The 22,315-nt window shown below is 43.1% G+C and carries 19 protein-coding genes and 1 riboswitch; of the genes, 8 read left to right on the top strand and 11 right to left on the bottom strand.

The window, feature by feature from the left end:
• Positions 1-3: 3 nt before the first annotated feature.
• The 3 genes from ABE021_RS05895 to ABE021_RS05905 form a co-directional block, all read right to left on the bottom strand.
• Positions 4-1,167, bottom strand: a complete 1,164-nt coding sequence (locus ABE021_RS05895) for a DEAD/DEAH box helicase (RefSeq protein WP_430287411.1) — start codon at positions 1,165-1,167, stop codon at positions 4-6.
• 58 nt (positions 1,168-1,225) lie between these two features.
• Positions 1,226-2,695, bottom strand: coding sequence for an amidase family protein (locus tag ABE021_RS05900; protein ID WP_430287413.1), 1,470 nt, complete (start codon positions 2,693-2,695; stop codon positions 1,226-1,228).
• Positions 2,696-2,769: 74 nt separating this feature from the next.
• A complete protein-coding gene (locus ABE021_RS05905) occupies positions 2,770-2,919 on the bottom strand; it encodes a Fur-regulated basic protein FbpA (RefSeq protein WP_430287414.1) in 150 nt (49 codons plus the stop codon).
• Positions 2,920-3,106: 187 nt separating this feature from the next.
• Between ABE021_RS05905 and ABE021_RS05910 the strand changes: the two genes are divergently transcribed.
• Complete coding sequence (locus ABE021_RS05910) at positions 3,107-4,327, top strand: carboxylate--amine ligase (protein ID WP_430287416.1); 1,221 nt, start codon at positions 3,107-3,109, stop codon at positions 4,325-4,327.
• A gap of 50 nt (positions 4,328-4,377) precedes the next feature.
• Here ABE021_RS05910 and ABE021_RS05915 read toward each other — a convergent pair whose 3' ends face one another.
• Positions 4,378-5,097, bottom strand: coding sequence for a YebC/PmpR family DNA-binding transcriptional regulator (locus ABE021_RS05915; RefSeq protein ID WP_430287417.1), 720 nt, complete (start codon positions 5,095-5,097; stop codon positions 4,378-4,380).
• Positions 5,098-5,263: 166 nt separating this feature from the next.
• Positions 5,264-5,369, top strand: a riboswitch (TPP riboswitch).
• Positions 5,370-5,447: 78 nt separating this feature from the next.
• On the opposite strand from ABE021_RS05915, the gene ABE021_RS05920 reads away from it, so the two are divergent.
• Genes ABE021_RS05920 through ABE021_RS05935 form a run of 4 tightly spaced genes read left to right on the top strand, consistent with a single transcriptional unit; the run spans position 5,448 to position 8,243 of the window.
• On the top strand, positions 5,448-6,443 hold the full coding sequence (locus ABE021_RS05920) for an ABC transporter substrate-binding protein (RefSeq protein WP_430287419.1): 996 nt from the start codon (positions 5,448-5,450) through the stop codon (positions 6,441-6,443).
• A gap of 12 nt (positions 6,444-6,455) precedes the next feature.
• A complete protein-coding gene (locus tag ABE021_RS05925) occupies positions 6,456-6,746 on the top strand; it encodes a thiamine-binding protein (protein WP_430287421.1) in 291 nt (96 codons plus the stop codon).
• Positions 6,743-7,528, top strand: coding sequence for an ABC transporter permease (locus ABE021_RS05930; RefSeq protein WP_430287423.1), 786 nt, complete (start codon positions 6,743-6,745; stop codon positions 7,526-7,528). Before ABE021_RS05925 ends, ABE021_RS05930 begins: the two co-directional genes overlap by 4 nt.
• Positions 7,509-8,243: an ABC transporter ATP-binding protein gene (locus ABE021_RS05935; protein ID WP_430287424.1), complete on the top strand. Its 735-nt coding sequence runs from the start codon at positions 7,509-7,511 to the stop codon at positions 8,241-8,243. Before ABE021_RS05930 ends, ABE021_RS05935 begins: the two co-directional genes overlap by 20 nt.
• A 229-nt stretch (positions 8,244-8,472) precedes the next feature.
• Here ABE021_RS05935 and ABE021_RS05940 read toward each other — a convergent pair whose 3' ends face one another.
• Entirely contained in the window at positions 8,473-10,200 is a 1,728-nt protein-coding gene (locus tag ABE021_RS05940; protein ID WP_430287425.1) for an AAA family ATPase, read from the bottom strand.
• A gap of 1,508 nt (positions 10,201-11,708) precedes the next feature.
• Between ABE021_RS05940 and nhaC the strand changes: the two genes are divergently transcribed.
• Together nhaC and ABE021_RS05950 are read left to right on the top strand one after the other, a co-directional pair.
• On the top strand, positions 11,709-13,127 hold the full coding sequence (nhaC, locus tag ABE021_RS05945; RefSeq protein WP_430287426.1) for a Na+/H+ antiporter NhaC: 1,419 nt from the start codon (positions 11,709-11,711) through the stop codon (positions 13,125-13,127).
• On the top strand, positions 13,124-13,990 hold the full coding sequence (locus ABE021_RS05950) for an MBL fold metallo-hydrolase (protein ID WP_430287427.1): 867 nt from the start codon (positions 13,124-13,126) through the stop codon (positions 13,988-13,990). The genes nhaC and ABE021_RS05950 overlap by 4 nt, the downstream gene beginning before the upstream one ends.
• 1,053 nt (positions 13,991-15,043) lie before the next feature.
• Here the strand turns inward: ABE021_RS05950 and ABE021_RS05955 are convergent.
• The 5 genes from ABE021_RS05955 to ABE021_RS05975 all read right to left on the bottom strand — a co-directional run bounded on the left by ABE021_RS05955 (position 15,044) and on the right by ABE021_RS05975 (position 20,259).
• On the bottom strand, positions 15,044-15,844 hold the full coding sequence (locus ABE021_RS05955) for a Cof-type HAD-IIB family hydrolase (protein ID WP_430287428.1): 801 nt from the start codon (positions 15,842-15,844) through the stop codon (positions 15,044-15,046).
• Positions 15,845-15,912: 68 nt separating this feature from the next.
• Positions 15,913-16,767, bottom strand: a complete 855-nt coding sequence (locus tag ABE021_RS05960) for an STAS domain-containing protein (RefSeq protein WP_430287429.1) — start codon at positions 16,765-16,767, stop codon at positions 15,913-15,915.
• 114 nt (positions 16,768-16,881) lie between these two features.
• On the bottom strand, positions 16,882-17,664 hold the full coding sequence (locus tag ABE021_RS05965; protein WP_430287430.1) for a 3D domain-containing protein: 783 nt from the start codon (positions 17,662-17,664) through the stop codon (positions 16,882-16,884).
• Positions 17,665-18,204: 540 nt separating this feature from the next.
• Positions 18,205-19,761 carry an ABC-F family ATP-binding cassette domain-containing protein gene (locus ABE021_RS05970; RefSeq protein ID WP_430287432.1) on the bottom strand — a complete coding sequence of 519 codons (1,557 nt, stop codon included), beginning with the start codon at positions 19,759-19,761 and terminating at the stop codon, positions 18,205-18,207.
• A gap of 147 nt (positions 19,762-19,908) precedes the next feature.
• Positions 19,909-20,259, bottom strand: a complete 351-nt coding sequence (locus ABE021_RS05975) for a winged helix-turn-helix transcriptional regulator (protein ID WP_430287434.1) — start codon at positions 20,257-20,259, stop codon at positions 19,909-19,911.
• Positions 20,260-20,402: 143 nt separating this feature from the next.
• On the opposite strand from ABE021_RS05975, the gene ABE021_RS05980 reads away from it, so the two are divergent.
• Positions 20,403-21,002, top strand: a complete 600-nt coding sequence (locus ABE021_RS05980) for a nitroreductase family protein (protein WP_430287436.1) — start codon at positions 20,403-20,405, stop codon at positions 21,000-21,002.
• 56 nt (positions 21,003-21,058) lie between these two features.
• Here the strand turns inward: ABE021_RS05980 and ABE021_RS05985 are convergent, their stop codons facing one another.
• The gene (locus tag ABE021_RS05985; RefSeq protein ID WP_191689869.1) at positions 21,059-22,276 is read right to left on the bottom strand and encodes a helix-turn-helix domain-containing protein; all 1,218 of its coding nucleotides are present in this window, start codon (positions 22,274-22,276) and stop codon (positions 21,059-21,061) included.
• Between the last annotated feature and the right edge of the window lie 39 nt (positions 22,277-22,315).

The following is a 22,315-nucleotide window of genomic DNA, read 5'->3' on the forward strand; positions in this document are numbered from 1 at the left end:
TTTTTATTTTTTCTTCTTTTTAGGGGATGACGATTTTTGACCGCTTACCGTTTTCGAATTCCCTTCAATCAGCTTACCGCCATGCCATACTTTTTGAACAGGCTTGTACCCTTTTGCAAGCTTTCGGTAATCCCGTTCTTCCGGATAGGACAATAAGGTTAGTACTTCTCCGTCTGACCCAGCACGCCCCGTTCTTCCCGATCGGTGCACGTATTGTTCGACTGTGTGTGGAACGTTGACGTGAATCACATGAGTGAGTCCTTCAATATCCAATCCACGTGCAGCCAGGTCCGTTGCAATCAGGATTCGGATATCCCCTTTACGGAACTTATCCAGCGTTTCTTGTCGCTCGAACTTGTTCATGTCTGAATAGAGCACAGCAACAGGAGCATCTTCGTATTGCAGTTTCATCTCTTTCATCCGCAACTGATCGACATTGTTTATAAATGCTAACGCCCGGATACCCTGAACGTGGGACAATCCGCGCAATAGGTCGGTCTTATCACGGACTTCCGTCTTCACATAAGAGTGAACGACTTTTCCTGATGCAGGCATATCCTCTGCAGTTACTTTCAAACGAACGGGGTCGTTCATGAACCGGATGGCCACGTCCTCAATGTCTTCTGTAATCGTTGCGGATACAACGGCTACTTGACGTGTTGAATGTGCAGACTCAATCATATTTTTCACTGCTACGCGATTTTCACGCGACAGCAACTGATCACCTTCATCAAGAATGATATGACGGATTTCCCCCATTTTCAGTTTCTTGTTCTTGATCAGCTCTCCGAGTCTTCCTGGAGTTCCAACGACAATCGTAGGTTTCTTTTTCAGCTTTTCGATTTGACGCTGCATGTTTGCACCGCCAATCAGCTGTGTGACTGTAATTTGCGTACCAGAAGTCCACTCACGAATCACATTTACGATCTGCATGGATAACTCTTGAGAAGGTGTAATGATAAGAACCTGCGTTTGCTGTTTCGAACCATCCACCAATTCGAGCAAAGGCAAGACATACGCAAGCGTTTTTCCTGAACCTGTTGGCGATTCCGCTACAATGTCACGTCCGTTCAACATTTCAGGTATCATTTGTTCTTGTATCGGCATCACATTTTCAAATTTCCATTTTTCTTTAACGTCTTGACTCATTCCTTCTAAAAAGGACATTTCCATCCCCACTTTCGCTCTATTCCTCCCAGTTTACCACAGATTGCTATATGCTTGCTTATTTCTTATGTGCTGCCCTTGCCTTAGGACGCAGTTGTTTCTGTTGTTCAAAAGCGTATGCGTATCCAAGTAACGCGGGTTCCGAAAAGGCAGGACCTGTAAATGTCAATCCGAATGGCTCCCCTGCTTTAGTCATTCCCGCAGGCACGGTGATCGCCGGATAACCAGCTGCCGCTTCAAAACTGCATCCATGATCCTGGGGGAAAGCTAAGATATCGACGCCATTTTTCTCTAATGCCTTTCCAAGCGCCACTTTTTGTGCCAAGTGTCTATTACGCAGCAAGGCTTCGATGTACGCTCGTTCGGTCAGCATACCACTCCGATCATTTATCTTTTTAAGCAGTTCTTGTCCGTAACGTAACGTTTGTTCGGAATGATTGTTGTTAAAGGTTATAATATCCTCGATCGTCCGGATGGGATTGGTTACAGATGTTTTTCCTAAATAGTAGTTTAGCGATGCTTTGCATTCGTGTAACAGGACATCATATCCTAACTCGCTTTCGTTCGTCCCTAGATCGATATCCGGTATAATCAGAGCCCCGAGGTTCTCTAATGTGGCTAACGAATCCTTGAACAATTGCATTCGTTCCTCAGTTACTTCATTTCTGAATATTGAACTAGGTATACCAATGCGTACCCCTCGCAATGCCTCCCTATCTAATACGTCCAGCCAATTTACAGACTCAAACTTCTCTGAGTGGATCGTTATCGGATCATCTGGATCTCTACCGATTAATGCCTCAAAAACAAAGGCGGCATCGGTCACTGTTCGGGTCATCGGACCTGCAGTGTCTTGGGTGATTGACAAAGGGATGATGCCGCTTCGGCTGATTGCTCCAATTGTCGGTTTCAGTCCTACAATCCCATTTTGTGAAGCCGGATGAATAATCGATCCTGTTGTTTCAGTACCGATGGATGCCACTGTCAAATTAGTACTGACAGCTACAGCAGAGCCTGAGCTGGATCCCCCGACTTCAAACTGTCCATAAGGATTGAGCACTTGCCCTCCTCTAGAACTCCAGCCATTCGGCATTTCATCTGACATGAAGTTTGCCCACTCTGTCATATTGGTTTTCCCGAGGAGGATGGCTCCCGCCTTACGCAGCTGTTTGACTAGAAAAGCATCTTGCACAGCGTAGTGATTTGCCAATGCTAAACTGCCTGCACTGGTATGCATCGCGTCCGCTGTATCGATATTATCTTTCAACAAAATTGGGATGCCATGCAGCAAGGAACGTTTTCCTGATGATTTTCTCTCCACATCGAGAGCCTGGGCAATTTGTAAAGCATGGGGGTTGACCTCCAGAATTGCGTTCGTTTGCTGCCCCTCTCTTGCAATCCGATCCATATAAAACAAGACCAATTCTTCAGAAGTGAGTGTTTCGTTTTCCAACGCTTCTTGAAGGGCCTGTATGGAGGCTTCGATCACCCATTCGAATCGGCTGCGAATTGATTGGCTACCTTCCATGTCTATTCATCTCCTCACTAATTGGGAACTATTACAAAACCGGTTAAGGAACATCTCCTCAACCGGTTATCATCTTATACGTACTTATAATATTCTTTCATTAATAGAAATAATGGCAGTTCGTATAGCTGTTTTCCATCAATCTTGAAAATACCTCGAGCCACTAATCGCTGGATGACTTCCTCACGCTTCAAATCCATTTTTGTTTCTTCAATTTTCAACATGGTGCTTGTTCCTCCTTGAAATGCTCCTATGAAATGGAACTATTTTTCTATTCCTTTTTGGTTCATGTTATAAACCTGTTCAACTTATTCTTTCCTAAGCTAACTGTTGTATACCTAAGTGTTTTCCATGTAATATAGAAGTCAGGTCTTTAACAACGACAATTTCAACGCAATTTAGGAGGACACCATGGACTTAAAAAAACTACCATTCTTACCGATTATTGTTGGTACGGATATGAACGCATACAATATGGCGATCTCTTTTCATGAAGCCTACCGAATCCATCCTGTACTCATCGGAAAAGAGCCATTATCTTTTACACAACTCAGCACAATCCCTTACAAAATCGAACTCAATCCAGAGCTGTCTGATGAAAACAAGTTTGCAGAAATTCTGATTGGGATTGCCGACCAATACAAAGCTGACGGACGCGAACTATTGCTCGTCGGAACAAATGATTTATATGTCCGACTTATCATTGAACATGCCGATCAGCTGAGGGAACACTTCACTTTCAACTATATCGATCGTGAACTCATGGATAATTTACAAATCAAGTCTCACTTTTATAAGTTGTGTAAAGAACATGGAATTGATACGCCATTAACGTTCTTTTACGATTGTGAAACGGATGGGCCATTTACCGAGGACATGAGCTATCCAGTTATCGTGAAGCCTAGCGATACAGTCGTATACAATCAAAATAAGTTTGCTGGACAGCAGAAAGTATACAAAGTCAATTCCCTTATTGAGTTGAACGAAGTTATTGAAACGGTTAAAAAGAGCGGATATAACGAGGAACTTATCATACAAGATTTCATCCCCGGTGATGATACCTACATGTGGGATTCTGTCATCTATTCCAATTCTTCTGGGCAAACTCAACTCGTCACGTTTGCACAAGTGGTCTTGCAGGAGCATACCGTGACTGCAATCGGTAACTACACTGCCGTCATTACAAGATATAATGAGGAAATGATGTACAAGTTGAAAAACTTCCTAGAAGCTGTCGGCTATAGAGGGTTTGCCAACTTCGATTTGAAGTATGACCCTCGAGATAAGAAGTTCAAAGTGTTTGAAGTGAATATCCGACAAGGCCGTTCCAGCTACTATACAACGGCACTTGGGCACAACATGGCGAGTTATTTTGTAGATGATCTGATTTACAACAAACATAAGCCGCTAGTTTTACTCAATAAGCCGTTCCTATTCACAGTAGTCCCTAAGATTGTTCTTAAGAAATTCGTGACGAACAAAGCGGTCAAGAGAGATATTAAGCGCTTATTGAAACAGAAGCAGTACGTAAATCCGTTATTTTATAAAGGGGATAAGCATTTGAAGCGGAAGCTTTATTTGTTCCTTCGTCAAGTGAATTATTATAAAAAGTATAGAAATAATAATTGGTGACAACCAAAAAAGCGACAAGAGCGTAGGACCGCTCTTGTCGCTTTTTGTTATTATTCTCCGAGATCTACGTTGTGGTAGACTTGTTGAACGTCTTCGAGGTCTTCGATTGCGTCGATCATCTTTTCGAACTGCTCTGCTGATGCCGCGTCTAGCTCAACGTCGTTTTGTGCAAGCATTGTCAGTTCAGCGACTGTGAAATCCGTGATTCCTTCAGCTTTGAAGGCTTCTTGAACTTCATGGAATGCTGTCGGGTCCGCATATACTAACACTTGCCCGTCATCTTCGGTAATATCATTGACGTCCACATCGTGTTCCATCATTAATTCCAGGACGTCATCCGCTGACTTCCCTTCGATTCCGAACACTGCAGTATGATCGAACATGTAGGCTACAGAGCCGCTCACACCCATGTTGCCTCCATTTTTACCAAAAGCGGCACGTACTTCTGAAGCCGTCCGGTTAACGTTGTTCGTTAACGCATCCACAATGACCATCGAGCCATTCGGACCAAACCCTTCATACCGAAGTTCATCGTAACTTTCTTCGCCGCCACCTTTAGCTTTTTCAATAGCACGTTCTATGATGGTTTTCGGAACACTATACGTTTTCGCACGTTCCAAAACAATTTTGAGGGCTTGGTTGGATTCAGGATCCGGCTCCCCCTGCTTTGCTGCTACATATATTTCGCGGCCGAATTTCGCATAGATCCGGCTCGTGTTGGCATCTTTTGACGCTTTCTTTTCTTTAATATTATTCCATTTACGGCCCATTGTGACCACTCACTTTCTGTTTGGATGAATCAGAGGTTAAAATCCTTTTCTTAGTATATCATGACTAAATTCATTGCGGAAAGTAAAAAAGGCTGAAACTACTAGACTTGCTACTTACAGAAAAGTATGGCAAAGTATTATGTGAACACCATACAACTTCATCACTGACAATATGTAGGGGTACCGGAGAACCGGTTGAGATGCATGCGACATGCAGACCCTTTGAACCTGATCTGGTTAACGCCAGCGGAGGGAACATATTCATTTCATAATGATTATGTGCCGCGTGCTTCCGAAAATCGGGAGTGCGCGTTTTTGTTGCAGTGTGAAACTCCAGGAGGGGAATTTCATTGAAACGAATACTCACTGTTCTGTTTGCTGCATCACTTTTGACCGCTTGCGGCACAGACAAACAACCAAGTACGAATAGCGCTAAAGAGAGTGAAACCGCTCAAAAAGTCCATTTCGCTCTCGATTGGACGCCAAATACGAATCATACCGGTTTGTATGTAGCTCAGCAAAAAGGCTACTTCAAAGACGAAGGTCTCGATGTCGAAATCATGCTTCCAGGTGAAGCAGGTGCAGATCAGCTTGTTGCTTCAGGAAAAGCTGACTTTGGAATCGGGGCCCAAGAAGCTCTAACAGAAGCACGGGCAGCAGGGATTCCCATCGTGTCGATTGCTGCGATCATCCAGCACAACACGTCCGGATTCGCTTCACTAAAGGAAAAAGGTATCGAGTCTCCTAAAGATTTCGAAGGGAAAAACTATGGTGGCTGGGGTGCTCCCGTTGAGCAAGCCGTCGTTGAATCCCTAATGGAAAAAGACCATGGGGATAGCAGTAAAGTGAAGTACATCAACATGGGGTCTTCTGATTTCTTTACGGCGATACAACGTGATATCGACCTCGCTTGGGTATACTACGGCTGGACAGGTATTGAAGCCGAACAGCGCGGAATGGAATTGAACATGCAATATTTAAAGGACTACTCTGACAAACTGGACTACTATACGCCAGTGATCACGACCAATGAAAAACTCATTGAAAAAGATCCTGAGAAAGTGAAAGCATTTGTTGCTGCTGCATCCAAAGGGTATCAGTTTGCAATTGACAATCCCGAAGAAGCTGCGGATATCCTGATTCAATCAGTGCCCGATCTCGATCCGGATCTTGTTAAGAAAAGTCAGCAGTGGCTATCTCCTAAATATCAGGATGATGCCCCACGTTTCGGTGAACAACAGCTGAAAACATGGGAAGCCTATGCGGATTGGATGGATGAAAACGGCTTGCTCGACGGAGAATTCAACGCAAAAGAAGCGTTCACAAACGAATTTTTACCGAACTAAGGAGGAAAAATAATGGCAAATGCACTAGTTAGTATTCAAATCATACCAAAGACACCAAATGGCGAAGATGTCATTCCTTATGTAGATGCAGCGATTGAAGTGATTGAAAAATCCGGTGTACCTTATCAGGTCGCACCACTTGAAACAACAATGGAAGGCGAACTCGGGAACTTGCTCAGGATCATTGAAAAAATGAACATTCGCATGACAGAATTAGGAGCACCCAGCGTCATTTCACAAGTAAAGATCTACAGCAATCCTGAAGGTGCTTCCATGGAAAAGCTAACGGAGAAGTACAGATGAAATCAGCAGTGAATAAAGGATGGCGACCGTTTCTGGTCTTCATCCTTTTACTCGTTATTTGGGAAGGCGCTGCACGGATCTTCGAAGTTCCGGCATGGCTGCTTCCTTTACCTTCTCAAATCGCTGAAGAGGCCTTTACCGGCTATTCGCTGTACGCTTCCCATATCGTTTCCACCATCACTCTCTCAGCAACCGGCTATATTGTAGGAATTATTGTAGGTATCAGTGTCGCCGTTCTATTATTCAGGATTCCAGTCCTTCAGCAAGCGTTATACCCGCTCCTGATTTTGTCGCAAAATATTCCAGTGATCGTACTCGCTCCTCTTCTTGTCATTTGGTTTGGCTTCGGTATGCTTCCGAAAGTCATCGTCATCGTTCTGGTTTGCTTCTTTCCTGTAACGATTGCTGCACTCGATGGATTCAGACAAACGGATCGTGATATGCTGCATTACTTGAAGATGATTGGGGCAAGCAATCGTCAGATTTTCTGGAAACTGCAATGGCCGCATTCACTGCCTTCACTATTTTCAGGGTTAAAAATCGCAGCAACTTATAGTGTTATGGGAGCTGTGATTTCTGAATGGCTTGGTGCTAACAAAGGAATCGGTGTCTATATGACACTCGCTTCTTCTTCGTTCAAAACAGACCGTGTCTTCGTTTCCATTGTACTGATTATGATTTTGAGTTTAACGTATTTCGGAATGATTTCAGCATTTGAAAAAAACATTCTGCGATGGCGCAGACAAGGAGGGAACCAGACGAATGGGTCAACTCACTCTTGAAAATGTAACGAAATCATATGGCACCAATCATGTTCTCCAGAACATATCATTGTCTGTGAAAGAGGGCGAGTTCGTTTCTATCGTCGGTCCTTCAGGAAGCGGGAAAAGCACGATTTTCCAACTCATTGGCGGACTATACTCACCAGACGGTGGAACCATCTCCCTGGACGGGTCCGTATTAAATAATTCACAGGGGCATATTAGTTATATGCCGCAAAGTCCAGCTCTGTTTCCTTGGAGGACGGTTCTACAAAATGTTGAAGTGAGTGCGGAGATTGCAGGGACCGGAATAGACCGGTCTCAAACGCTGCAGCTCATTAAGAATGCAGGTCTGTCAGGTTACGAAGATGCTTACCCCAGTGAACTTTCTGGCGGAATGAAGCAGCGCGTATCCTTCATACGCAGTCTGAATGCTCCGCAATCCATAATATGTCTAGACGAACCATTTTCAGCGTTAGACGAGTTTACCAGGCTTGAAATGCAACAATGGCTTCTGTCGATTTGGGAAACGAACAGAAAATCGATTCTGTTCATCACCCATGCTATTGACGAGGCACTCTTCCTATCCGACAGGATCCTCGTGCTATCCGACAAGCCTGCAGTTGTCAAAAAAGAGATTATCGTTCCATTCAGCAGACCCCGCTCCGAAGAGTTATTGCTGAGTGACACTTTTCTTGCACTGAAGCGGGAAATCTACAGTTTACTACGCGGATAATGACGAATAGGTTTAACTTCGTATACGGATAGGGAATGGAATACTATAACTTCTTCTAAGGAGCTAAGAATATGAAACTAACTAAAGTTGTTAAAACTGCTATTAAATACGGACCGATCATTTTACCGTTTGTCATGAAATTCGTGAATAGTAAAAAACAGACCGGAACGATTCCTAAACGCAGATAATAAGAAAGAGGGCAAGCCATACGCGGCTGCCCTCTTCTTTGTTATGAACTTGGAACGAGTGCTTTTCGCGCACCACAAACGATGGCATGCACTTCAGAACCATCCAAGGTTTCTTTCGTATACAATTCATTCACCAAATCCTCGAACTGTCTCGCGTGTCCGCGGATCAGTTCTTCAGTCCTTGCAACGGCTGTAGCAAATAGCTCTTGCATTTTGACTTCCTTTTCCGATTTACTGAACGTCAATGTAAATCCGTCCTGGAGTAATCCTGTGTCCACCATCCGCTCAATTATATCTTTTGCCTGCTGCACATCACCGCTCACACCGATACTATGCTCACCCAGGTAGATTCTCTCCGCAATCCCTCCGCCAAGAATCATACTGACTTGGTCAAGCAGTTCACTTGCGGTCTGCAGATGAAGCTCTTTTTGAATGGGAGCTACATAGCCCAATGCCTGTCCTCTAGGGATAATCGTCGCTTTTCGAACAGAATGCGGCTTCGTAATCGCAGCAATCAAGGCATGACCGGATTCATGAATTGCAACACGGCGTTTCGTCAAAGGATCGTTCATGCTTCTGGACGTATTGCCCAAAATGGTTCTATCAATTGCAAAATCCATATCGCTCTTGTCGATCTCAGTACGCCCTTCACGTATCGCACGTTTACTTGCCGTTGTGAACAACGCACTGATTTGTGCACCTGAAAAGCCGGACGTACTTTCCGCTAGCATATCCAATGACGATGCGACATTAGGGGCGAGTGCCTTCCCTTTAGTATGGATGTCCATAATCTCACGCCGCCCTTGTGTATCAGGCAGAGGAACCTGGAACGAATAATCGATACGTCCCGGACGCAAGAAAGCTTCGTCCAACATATCTTTACGATTCGTTGCAGCAATGAACAAGACTCTCCCATTATCTGCCCCGCCGTCCAGTTGAACGAGAAGTTCAGTCAACGTTTTCTCAGATTCTTCTCCCCCATGCGCTTTCCGTTTACCCGCAAGCGCATCCACTTCGTCAATGAAAATGACTGACATCTCTTGCTTACGTGCATTTTGGAACATTGTACGAATACGGGATGCCCCAACGCCCACAAAGAGTTCGGTGAAAGCAGCCCCGCTCGATGAATAGAATGATGCACCGATTTCATGAGCAATGGCCTGGGCTAGTAATGTTTTCCCCGTTCCAGGAGGTCCTTCAAGTAAAATGCCTTTCGGCGCTTTCACACCAAGTGCTTCCGAACGTTTCGGATCTTTGATGATATCCAAGGTTTGGTGGATTTCGTCTTTCATCTCTTGAGACAAGCCCCCGATATCATTGAGAGTAATATCAGGCAGTGGTGTTTCTTTCGATGCACTATGTTTCATGGATGCAGCACCCACACCGATTTTCCCTTTTTGTTGAAGGATGAAGAATGTGATGAGCGCCGCTAACAATAATGCTGCAATGACATAACCCGATGTATTTCCTCCAGAATAGGAATAAGAAACATTATAGGTTTTCACGAGTTGTTCTGCCAAATCGCTATCAGGTCGTACATTTGTCACATATAGATGGTTCCCAGTTTTCAAATAGAGTGCGCCCGACGCCGTTTCTTTCAATGCCGCTCCATCTGTTACGGCTGCCAATTTCTGCTCTAATGCAGAATAGGACAGAGGAGTTGCGCGATGGGCATCACTAGTAATCCAAAACAAAAACGATGCCGTGCCAATGACTAGGAGGGACAGGACAATCAATGCCTTTGAAGTAAACGACTTGACAAACTTCAAATTCTCCAGCTCCTTATTTAAGATATCTCCATTATAGGGAGTCTTTCTGCAAAAAGAAACTAAGTTATCTTACAATTAATTGTCTATCTCGTGAACAATTCATTGAACAAAAAGCAGCAAGAATAGTAATGGCGAACCGACTGTAGTTTAAACAAAAATACATAAAACAATCACACTCAGCCATATTAACCATGTACGTCACAACTACGCATCCGGGAGGTTTTAGTATCAACAAAGAAGAGCGAAAAGGTGCAAACAGCAACTTTCAAACAGTCTCTGCGGCAGAGGAGAAATCGAACAATACTGTTCGGAAAATGAAGGAAGAAATATCAATGGAACTGGCCGAACTTGGAAACCTGAAACCGAAGCATGAGCCGATGACTCCAAACCAACGGGAAAAATCAGAACGGGATAAATCCTATTAAAAAAATTTTTTGAAAGGTAAAACCAACGATGGTAATGATCCAGTCGTTGGTTTTACTCAAGTTGTCAAGAAGACTTCCCGAGATCGCCTTTCTCTAAATGCTTTTGACAACGAGTCAACAATATTCTCATTGCCATACACAAACATTACCATTGCATTTCCGCTCATGTAGCAGTAAGATAAGTACATAAGCTGCATTGTTCGTATTCCCATAAAGTTTTAACCTTTAAGCTGTAAAAGGGAGTTTTATATAGGCTGGAAATGACACGCCAATCATTTATGGTTGGACAGACAGGAACAGTTCTGCGAACACCCACTTTGAGGAGTGGTGGTTTAAAACTTTCTATGAATCGTAGTACGGCAAAGGCGGCTTACAAACCGCTTCATATCAATGTTTGAAGCAATGCACCTTCCTTAGGGAACGGTGCTTTTTCTTTGCCTTTTTGGCGGTGGGGTTAAAATTCAAAATAACTTATGCTAAAAGCTGATAACTTCTAATTGTACCCACATTTTTCCCTTTCTTTATTCGGTTTCTAAAATTGAAGAAGTTAATCGATATTAATTCCCTTATTACTTCACATCCACAAAAGCCTTCATATTTTATTCATTCCAAGGATGGTAAACACTTAAATAGCCGATCGTTTAAAATTAAACATTTGACTTCTAAATACGAATGTGAAATAATACGTCTCATAAACTTTTGCGCAAAAGATAATGATAAAAATTTAATATATTTGAGAGATGTTATAGTAACTATATTGTAAGCAGCAACAAGAGACTGAATGGGTGGTGAGAATTCAGGCAGCAATATAGATGAAGTACGACATCAGTTATTCTCAAACTACTAATGAAGTGGATGACCCGTCCAAAAACGGATTGTCAATTAGGGTGGTAACGCGGAGAACTCCTTCGTCCCTTTCCAAGGGATGGTAGGAGTTTTTTGTATTCATTTTTTTACTCCCCCTATTCACCAGTCACTTAAGTAAAGTTTGGGAAAAAATATAACCAACTACTATGTATGATAGGCAAATTACACCATTCCTATTTAAATAAATGCAAATCTGTCTTTAAGGAGATGACATAAATGAAAAAGGAACTATCTTTTACAATGTCAATTATTCCAATATTCACATTAGTCATCACAGCATCTTCATCTATATTTTTTTGGAAGGCTGGAATGCATATTCCCTTAATGATTGGAGTCATCGTTGCCTCTTTCATTGCTATAATTTCTGGTTGGAGTTGGCGTGAAGTAGAAAAAATGATGATCAATGGGGTATCCCGTGCATTGCCCGCCGTTTTCATTTTACTTATTATCGGAATCATTGTTGGATCTTGGATTGCAAGCGGTGTAATCCCAACGATGATTTACTTTGGTCTAACGATTATAGAACCGTCACAATTTGTGCCGCTTGTTGCTCTAATAACTGGAATTGTATCAATTACATTAGGAAGTTCGTTCACTTCAATTGCGACTGTTGGGCTTGCTTTTATGGCGATTGGGGAAGGACTTGGTTTTGCTCCTGGGCTTGTTGCAGGCGCCGTCGTTTCAGGAGCTTATTTTGGGGATAAATTATCGCCTTTTTCCGATACAACGAACATTGCTCCTGCCATGGCAGAAACAGATTTGTTTAGTCATATTAAGCATATGCTCTGGGACACGATTCCCGCATTTGTCTTTTCAATTGTTCTGTATGGGTTCCTAGGCAATTCTTCCCTAGCACCCCATACTGCTGATACTAGTGAAGTTGATTTGATTATCAAAGGATTAGAAAGCACTTTTGTGATGAATCCCCTTCTGTTACTCACGCCAGTTTTCACGATCTTATTAATTGTGAAACGTGTACCTGCGATTCCAGCGTTAGCAATTGTTGGATTTTTAGGTGCGATACTTGCGGTGCTTGTTCAAGGGGTTCCGGTCTCCTCGATTGTTCAAGTAATGACGAGTGGATTTTCAGTGGACTCGGGTGTAGCTATAGTAGATTCGCTACTTAATCGTGGTGGCCTCATGTCCATGCTACCTACAATTGGACTATTAATCATCGCAACATGCCTTGGGGGTATTTTAGAAGAAACTGGATCTTTTGAAGTGTTAACGAGAAAAATGATGCAAAATGTACGCTCAACCGGAGCCTTGATTAGCTCGACAATTTTTTCAACTTTTGTCGTTGCATTTGCAAGTGGTGCACAGTTTTTAGCGATTATTTTACCGGCAAGAACATTTGTCAAAACATATAAAAAGATGGGGATTGACACAAAAAATCTTTCGAGATGTGTTGAAGCGGCAGGCACAGTTGGAATTAACTTAGTCCCATGGAGTGTTACAACCGTTTTTGCAGCCGACATTCTTAGTGTCAGCCCAGGTGAATTCATCCCATTAGCTTTCTTCGTATTTCTCGTTCCACTCATCAATATCATTTTTGGTTTCACCGGCTGGACTATTACCAAGAAGAAATATAATGACACAAATGAAACAACTACTAAAGGAGAACTATCATTATGAGCGAAGTAATTTTACATGTGTTAGGAACATCACAAGACGCAGGCCTTCCGCATCCGAATTGTTTTTGTAAAAACTGTACAAAAGCAATCAGCCATCCGGAGTTAAGACGGTATGCAGCTTCATTAGCAATTGTACTACCTCATGAAAGAGCTTGGCATTTGGTTGATGCAACACCAGATTTAAAAGAGCAGATGGCAAGAGTACAAATCAAACATAAGATGCAAGGTCAACTAATGGCGAGCATCTTTTTGACTCATGCTCATTTAGGCCATTATCCCGGATTACTGTTTTTAGGAAGAGAAGCCATTGGTGCAAACAAGGTGCCTGTCATGGCAGGAACGAAAATGAAGAAAATGTTAGAAGAACAAGCACCTTGGAGCCAACTAACAAAGCTTCATAATATTGATGTGCAAGAAATTTGTGATGGACAACCAATTAGGATTACGCCACATGCTACAGTCACACCTGTTACTGTCCCTCACAGAAATGAATTTTCAGAGACTTTTGCTTTTTGGATTGAAGGAACGAAGAAGAAAGTTCTTTATATCCCGGATATTGATCGATGGGAACAATGGGACGAGGATATTTACGAAGCGTGTGAAAAGGCTGATATTTGCTTACTTGATGGCACATTCCATTCCGCTAGAGACCTTGAAAATATCGGACGTGATTATCGGGAAATCCCTCACCCTCTCATGATAGAAACGATGGATCGATTACAAAATTTAGTTGAACGAACTGAAATTTATTTCATTCATCTAAATCACTCGAATCCCGCTCTCGATGCTGATAATACTATTCGAAATGAGATTGAGCATAAGGGCTTTCATATAGCGGAGGAAGGAATGGAGCTTTCTATATAATAGAAGGTGATGGAAGTAATGGAATCTATAGGTATCGAATATCTAATAATTTTAGAGAGAAAATATAAAGGAGTAGAACAGTCCAACGATTCGGTTTGTTCTACTTCTTTACATGTAATAGTATATGTGCACCTTCGTCCCCTCCTTAAGCACAAATTAGCGGATGTCTGTTCGTATGTAACGCAAAATAAAAAGGATCTAAGTGAAATGTCGGGGTAATGTGACTTGCACGTCACCCTTCAACCTGAAGGAACCCCAATTTCTTTATACTGCATGTTTAGTAAGATCTTCGCTCTAAAATAGACATACGACTTTAATTTAATTAATTGAAATTGAAGAAATCGTATTACTCTAGGGAGTTACGATTATCGTCATCGAGTTACATACACCCGCCAAAGCGCGTACTGCAATTCTGTCTTTAAATGATTCATCAAAAGCCCAATTACTTGGCATTCATATAAAGGATCCCGTATCGAGGACGAAGGTTTCTTTTGAAAAATTCCAAAGTATCAAAACATCATGGTCTACTAATTTTTTGACTCCTACGAGATTGACTTTGTATTCTTTTGTGGGAAATATCCCTTCCCAACCGGAACTACTTTTTGTGTATACATCCGTAACGATAGCATTAAGACTATTGTTATTATAAAGGTCTAAAGATATGCTTTAGAACTTTATCCTACATCTTGTATGCTCAACGTAACTTGGTTATCTTCTGTAACTTTCGAAACGTTATTAAAGTGTGTGGCAATCTCTTTGACAACTTTATCATAAATAAATTTAGTCCTAACAGGAATTTCTAGCATTCCATTTAATTCAATTTATATAAAGGGTGCCAAGAAGTATTGGGCAAGAGGTGATAAAAGAAGCTCAGATGGGTCGAGCGTACCCCTCAATACCAGATCCCCATATGAAGCATTCTGATGCCGTACTCCGTTTTCAAATCACATTGAAAATATTCCGTATTCTTGATGATCATCCATAAATAGTGATTAAGAAACACAACCTGAATGCGCCTTCCGCAGAAGGGGGGGAGATTGTGTCCTCTCCCCGTTACTCGATAAAGTCTTCTTCCTTTAACAATCCGCAGGCAATTAACCCTTTCATAATACCGTCATTTGAACACGTATCTGTCACAAGGTCCGCTTTTTCCTTCAATTCAGGTATGGCATTCCCCATCGCGATTCCTGTTCCAACACATTCAATCATCTCGAAATCATTCGGACCATCTCCGAAAGCATAACTATTTTCAACGGGGATATTAAGATGTTCCAGCACTTTCAAGATACCGACCGCTTTAGATGCCCCTTTAGGAAGCATGTCCACCGCATTTTCATCCCAGCGGATAAATACGTAATCTTTTTGATAGCGGTCCATATAAGGCTGTATATCCTCCAGATTTCCATATAACTGGATTTGGTGAACGTGCGAGTGAGAGTAGATGGCTTCATCCACACTCGGGTATTCCAGTTTCAAACGCCCTAAACTTCCAGCAACAAGCGGATGCTTCGCTTCGTTTACTGCGAACACTTCGGAATTGGAGTACGTGATTCCATGTCCTTTCCCTTTCGCATACATACTCAATTCACTAAGGATTTCCTTATCCATCGGGTTAGAGAACAGTTCTTTCCCCTCATAGACTACATGCTGTCCATTCATGGAAATATACGAATCGAATTCCAGATCCTCAATAAGCTCGCGAAACATTCTAGGCGCCCGCCCTGTACAGATAACCGTAATCACTCCTTTTTCCCGAAGTGCGCGCAACGCTTCTTTTGTTGACGGTAAGATGGTTTTGTCATGACTCATCAACGTCCCATCCAAATCAAAAAATACGATTTTGTTAGTTGTCAATTCCATTCCTCCTAGCTAACGTAGTCTGAATTAGATCGAGCACAGCCCAAGCGCATCTCAGTACTGATTCAGTCTACTTTCTCTACAATATATTTATCTTTTAATGCTTGTTGTAACGAGCTATGCGTGTCAATCATCGAGAAATCCAACCCTAATTGGATCGATGTCTGGGCGATTTCAGGTCGAATTCCAGTGATTGTAGACTGGATGCCAAGCAAGTTAAGCACTTGAATGACTTCAAATAGTTGGTTGGCGACCATTGTATCGATAATCGAAACACCGGATAAGTCGATAAATAATTTTATGATATCCGTTTCCATACATTTTGCAGGGACGACTTCCAAAATCATCTTTGCACGCTCGGTATCGATATCTCCAACTAGAGGTAGAATTCCTATATTCTTGTTAATTTTTATAATAGGCGAACTCAGCTCATCGATCAGACTTTGTTGGGCATTCAATCTTGTTGTCATTAACTTGAAATACATAGCAGAAAATGCTGTCAGTAATTTGTCAAATGCTAAATGGATCGTCTCGCCCCACTGCAAAACAACCGCGACAGGAACTGTTTCAGTTTGCTGACCGACAAATCGTTCGACCTGTCGCCAAAAAACTTTTCGGACACGACTAAGAGCATCGACCACTTCAGCTATCGATGTATTGGACGCAATGCGGCTCTTCGCAACCAGTTCCGCCCATTCTTCTTTTTGCTCTTCAAAGTTTCCACTAGGACCTAACAAACTGCTAGCAATCGTTCGATTCGTTCTATTATTTTGCTCTCTCAACGTTTGTTCAGCGGCAGAACCCGCATCGCTGGAGTATATGGACTTCTGACCTGAGTCGCGCAGGGCGAGCCATTCATCCGTTATCACGGTGATATTGTCCATTAAGTAACGGTTCAATTCCTTATTCCAATCCTTCATGTTTGTAAAACTCCTGTCTCGATCTGATATGTACTTCCTTCATCCCTATATATCTTACATCAGAACTAAATTCTTTGCAGAAAAATCCGGAGAGTCGCCTCTCCGGATAAGTGGTTAATTTAATATTTTGACGCGAACCGTTTTAACACCCCACGCCACGGCAGAATCCAGTCCCGGTATGAATACATCAATTTTATGTCCTTTTATCGCTCCGCCAGTATCTCCAGCGACTGCTTCACCATACCCTTCCACCCACACCCGGGAGCCAAGTGGAATGATGGACGGGTCTACTGCAATGACTTTTTGGTTTGGATTCGAACGTAAGTTAATGCCGATTTTGGTCGTTCCCGAGCAACCAGTGCAATAGGCTGTATAAGCGGTTGCAGTCATGGTCAGTTCTCTTCCTGTCTCAGTTGACGCAGGAACCGCGGCAGGAGAAGAGGCTGTTTTAGCAGAAACGACTTGCTTGCCTGCAGGGACTGGATTCGATTCCTGTTTCTTTGCCGGTGCAGAAGCAACTACCTGTTTCATCTTTTTCACGTTCGTCGATGAGCCTGGTGCTTCAACGGAGACATTCAGCACATCTCCCGGATGTATGAGTTCGCTCTGCAGTCCATTCCACTCAATAAGTGATTGCAAAGGAACAGAGTGAGCTAACGCAATTCTGTATAAGTTATCTCCAGGTTGGACGGTGTACGTGAGTGAAGGCTTCTTTTCTAGTAGGGGGTTATCTGCAATAAGTTCCGAACCAACCGCAGGTATAAATGGATACACCTCTCGCCCCTCGGCCACTTCAGATTCGTCTGTTGAAACAGATTCGTTCGACTCCGCAACTGCTGGCGCTGTCAGCGATATGAAAGCCAACAGAAAAACAGCCGCTTGTACAATCTTTCTCAAATGAGTTCCTCCTTCAATGTTTAAAAATGTGCGTCGACGTTGCTAATTTGTCCGACGCTGTTTCTAAGTATTTCCACTCCTATACTTTTTAATCATTCATTTGATAAATGAAGAGTTTCTCAATATGCAATAAAAAGAGCAACAGATTCCATTTGTTGGAATCCGTTGCTCTTTAATGTTTGTTTAGGTGATGATTGCTCTCAGTTTGGATTCTCCATCATCGCGCTCATGTTGCCCTTCACATGCCGGGTATTCGCCATCACTCGCTTGAATTTCTCAGACACTCAGCGTATTTTCTCCTTCACATCTACGAATTTGTCGATAACGGGACACAATTCCACTTTGAAAAGGAATCATTTAGGTGCGTATCCCTTGTCGTTACAAGAAAATTCATGCGCTCAGCTACTTGTTGAAAATCAGGTAGGTCTTTTCTAGAAACAAAGTCATCCATTTCTATTTACACTTAAACTAACTGCCTTCACTCCACAATAAAAACTGCAAGCACACCAACGTTTATTGGCATACTCGCAGCTTCTTTACTTAAAACATTTTCGTCGTCCATGTCTCGCCGTTCCACATTTTGTTCACGACGCCCTCATAAAAGTCCGGTTCATGGGAAATGAGCAGAACGCTTCCTTTGAACTCTGTCAGCGCGCGCTTCAGTTCAGCTTTCGCATCGACATCCAAGTGATTCGTCGGCTCATCCAGCACAAGTAAATTCGTTTCCTGGTTAACCAGCTTACACAAACGGACTTTAGCACGTTCTCCGCCACTTAGTACCTTCACTTTACTCTCAATATGCTTTGTAGTCAGACCTACACGAGCAAGGGCTGCGCGGACTTCATACTGCGTAAAATGAGGAAATTCACTCCAGATTTCTTCCAAGCAGGTTTTATCACTATCCGATTTCAACTCTTGTTCAAAATAACCGATTGCCAAATGATCGCCGCGTTCGACCGTACCGGACAAAGCAGGAATCTCACCTAGCAAGCTTTTCAGCAACGTTGTTTTACCGATTCCATTCGCACCAGACAAGGCGATTTTCTGGCCGCGTTCCATCTGCAGATCGAGCGGACTGGATAGTGGCTCATCGTAACCAATCACGAGCTGAGTTGTTTCAAACAGATATTTGCTTGGTGTTCGTGCCATCTTAAAGTCAAAATGGGGCTTTGGCTTCTCTGAATCGAGTTCAATCATGTCCATTTTATCGAGCTTCTTTTGACGGGATTGTGCCATTTTACTTGTCGCTGCATTCGCTTTGTTCCTTGCAACGAAATCTTTAAGGCCTGCAATCTCTTTTTGCTGCTTCTTATAGGCTGCTTCCACTTGTTGTTTCTTCATCTCATGAACACGTAAAAAGTCATTGTAATCCCCAGGATATCGTGTGATCTGCTGATTCTCCATGTGATAAATCATGTTCACAACGCTATTCAAAAATGGGATATCATGTGAAATGAGGATGAAGGCACTTGGATAGTTTTGCAAGTAATTTCGCAACCATTCAATGTGCTCCACATCCAAATAGTTCGTCGGCTCATCCAATAGCAAAATATCCGGCTTCTCGAGTAGCAATTTCCCGAGCAGCACTTTCGTACGCTGACCACCGCTTAAATCATTGACATCCCGGTCCAAACCGAACTCATCCAGCCCAAGACCGTTTGCGACTTCTTCCACCTTTGAGTCCAAAATGTAAAAGTCCTGCTGCTCGAGATCGTCTTGAATTTGGCCCGTCTCTTCCAAGATCGCTTCCAGTGCGTCCGGATCCACATCGGCCATCTTCGCGAACAACTCATTCATTTCACTTTCCATATCGTACAAGTACTGAAATGCAGTCCGCAGCACATCACGGATCGTCATCCCTTGACTGAGTGCAGCATGCTGATCTAAATAACCTATGCGAGCACGTTTCGCCCAGGAAACAGTCCCCGCATCCGGCTCCAGTTTACGCGTAATAATATTCATGAACGTCGATTTTCCTTCGCCGTTTGCACCGATAAGCCCGATATGTTCTCCCGCTAATAGTCGGAACGATACGTCTTCAAAAATCGCACGGTCTCCAAACCCATGACTCAAATTCGTTACTGTTAATAAACTCATAATGTACACCTATTCTTTCTTCCCAGATTCAAGTGAAATGGATATCTCACCAATTCACATCTACTCGCTATCATACTAAAAACAGCAAGCCACCGCCACCTTCTCTTCCAAAACAAATGGAGTGATAGCGCTTCTATCACTAATCCCTTATGCTTCTTTCTCCACAACCCCGATTGTCTGTTTGTGAATAACATGATTGGTTCCCCACTCGTGCATCGATTCTAAAATGGGACTCAGCGTTCTTCCGTAGTCTGTCATCGAGTACTCCACTTTCGGAGGAACTTGAGGGTAGATAACACGCTTGATGATGTCTTCTTCTTCCAGCTCCCGCAACTGTTTAGTTAACATTTTCTGGGTGATGCCCGGCATGCTGCGCTTCAACTCACTGAACCGCTTCGTCCCTTCATGGAGCAGATACAGGATGATGACCGGCTTCCATTTCCCAACAACAATCCCGAGTGCTTCTTCGACTTTGCACTGTGAAACTTCACCTTTCACACGAATTCCTCCCATGGTATCTTTTTGGATACTATAGCACTTCAAAGTGCGTACTTCCACATAAGTCATCGGCTGACTATACTAGAAGAGAAGTGAAGGGGGTCTATATAGGCTCTTCACGTAAAACGAAGGGGGAATTCATCTTGTCTCAATCATTTTTGGAGTCTGTAAAAAATCGGCGTTCCATTTATGCCATTACTAACGAACCGATCCTTTCCGATGAGAAACTTGAAGAACTTATCCATCAAGCTGTGAAGCATACGCCATCTGCTTTCAATTCACAAACGGCACGCGTTGTAGTCCTTTTCGGTGAACAAAGTAAACGACTCTGGGAAATCACAGGTGATACCTTAAAGAAAATCGTACCTGAGGAGAGTTTCGAATCGACTGCACAGCGTATGACGATGTTCGGAAGTGGTTATGGAACGATTCTGTTCTTTGAAGATATGCAAGTCGTCGAGTCGTTACAAGAACAGTTCCAGGAATACAAAGAGAATTTCCCGACGTGGTCCCAACAATCTTCCGGTATGGTGCAATATGTTATCTGGACAGCACTTTCTGATGAAGGATACGGCGCAAGTCTGCAACACTATAATCCATTGATCGATGATGCAGTGAAAGCGGAATGGAACCTTCCTTCTTCTTGGAAACTGATGTCACAAATGCCTTTTGGTAAGGTTGTCGCTCCTGCAGGTGAGAAAGAATTCCAGCCGATTGAAGAACGGCTGCATGTATTCAAATAAATCCAGACTCACCAAAGAGAATGCATCGACAGTCGATGCATTCTCTTTTTTCGCACTTATTGTGCTGCTATATGTTTAGCAGTCTCCCTGACAAACTGTGTATACGGTGACTCTGGCATCTGCGTCATATTGGAAACTGCACGTTCTGCAAGCTCGCGCGCGTGTGCTACTTCACCAAGCTGCTCTGCACACAATGCAGCGTAGGCATCCTTTTCATAGTAAATGGAAAGATCGAAAGGATGGTGCACATGCTCACTGATTGCAACTTGTTGCAACAAGTGCATTGCATCCCTATAGCGGCCCACTCCGTAGAGGGCCTTTCCGCGCTCCAGTGCAAAGAAATTCGGGAAAAATTCATGTTCCGGCATCGGCCCCGTCAGTTTTGCTAGCTTTACAAGTGCCGTTTCATAGTCTTGATGGAACGAATTCAACTGATGGATACGAATCAGTTTCGTGTACCAGACTGCATGATTATCTTCTGCAAAGTCCCCGTATTGGAGAAGTTTCTGCTCATAATAATTGAGTTTGTCTTCATCATTGTCTATTACCGCTCGATAAGCTGCCATCCTGTATAACTGGTCGACTTGGTAGAAAATTGTTTTGTCTTTCGAATACCTAATCGCTTCATCCATTAACCGGGTTGCTTGTTCTGTATCGTTAACCGCAAAACGAAGAATCACTTCATAGGTGTATAAATCCAGACGTGTCAGAGGATCGATATAGCCACTCCGGCGTTCCACTTCAGCTTTCTCCTCCAGCAGTCGCGTGAGAGCTTCTTCATACCGGTGTTCCGTGAACAGAACCATCGCACGGAAAATGCCGAGTGCCGCCCGCCGAGGGAGGATATTGAGGGCTTCATACAGTTCGCATGCTTTTTCTTCCGCCGGTTTCCAATCCGGATACTTCAAGTGGAACGAAAGGCGGCTGTAAATTTCCAGCAACCGGGCGGATTCATATCCTCGGTTCAGTTTCGATATGAATGGACGTATGAGCTCTACCGCTTTCTCATAATTTGCTTCTATATCCGATTTGTATAGGACTTCAGCTTCATCCAGCAATGACCCGAGCTCACTGCCGCTCACCTCTTCCAGCAGTTCAGAAACTTCGACCCCAAGCCGCTCCGCTAAGTAATTGAGATTCTCCATTGAAGGATTTGCTTTATTGTTTTCTATCAGACTGAGCATCCCTTTGGTCATCTGCTCGCCTGCGCATGATTCCAATGTCATTTTACGTTCTTTTCTGAGCATGCGGATCCGCTCTCCTAATGTTTTCATCGCGTCTCACTCCTACTCTCATCGTTCAGTTTAATTATA

This window comes from Sporosarcina gallistercoris (assembly GCF_050459885.1).
Lineage (GTDB): Bacteria > Bacillota > Bacilli > Bacillales_A > Planococcaceae > Sporosarcina > Sporosarcina gallistercoris_A.

Bases quoted from the DNA above. Each gene is read 5' to 3' on its own strand.
- ABE021_RS05895 (WP_430287411.1), bottom strand. From the start codon at position 1,167: ATGTCCTTTTTAGAAGGAATGAGTCAAGACGTTAAAGAAAAATGGAAA.
- ABE021_RS05900 (WP_430287413.1), bottom strand. From the start codon at position 2,695: ATGGAAGGTAGCCAATCAATTCGCAGCCGATTCGAATGGGTGATCGAA.
- ABE021_RS05905 (WP_430287414.1), bottom strand. From the start codon at position 2,919: ATGTTGAAAATTGAAGAAACAAAAATGGATTTGAAGCGTGAGGAAGTC.
- ABE021_RS05910 (WP_430287416.1), top strand. From the start codon at position 3,107: ATGGACTTAAAAAAACTACCATTCTTACCGATTATTGTTGGTACGGAT.
- ABE021_RS05915 (WP_430287417.1), bottom strand. From the start codon at position 5,097: ATGGGCCGTAAATGGAATAATATTAAAGAAAAGAAAGCGTCAAAAGAT.
- ABE021_RS05925 (WP_430287421.1), top strand. From the start codon at position 6,456: ATGGCAAATGCACTAGTTAGTATTCAAATCATACCAAAGACACCAAAT.
- ABE021_RS05930 (WP_430287423.1), top strand. From the start codon at position 6,743: ATGAAATCAGCAGTGAATAAAGGATGGCGACCGTTTCTGGTCTTCATC.
- ABE021_RS05935 (WP_430287424.1), top strand. From the start codon at position 7,509: ATGGGTCAACTCACTCTTGAAAATGTAACGAAATCATATGGCACCAAT.
- nhaC (WP_430287426.1), top strand. From the start codon at position 11,709: ATGAAAAAGGAACTATCTTTTACAATGTCAATTATTCCAATATTCACA.
- ABE021_RS05950 (WP_430287427.1), top strand. From the start codon at position 13,124: ATGAGCGAAGTAATTTTACATGTGTTAGGAACATCACAAGACGCAGGC.
- ABE021_RS05960 (WP_430287429.1), bottom strand. From the start codon at position 16,767: ATGAAGGATTGGAATAAGGAATTGAACCGTTACTTAATGGACAATATC.
- ABE021_RS05970 (WP_430287432.1), bottom strand. From the start codon at position 19,761: ATGAGTTTATTAACAGTAACGAATTTGAGTCATGGGTTTGGAGACCGT.
- ABE021_RS05985 (WP_191689869.1), bottom strand. From the start codon at position 22,276: ATGAAAACATTAGGAGAGCGGATCCGCATGCTCAGAAAAGAACGTAAA.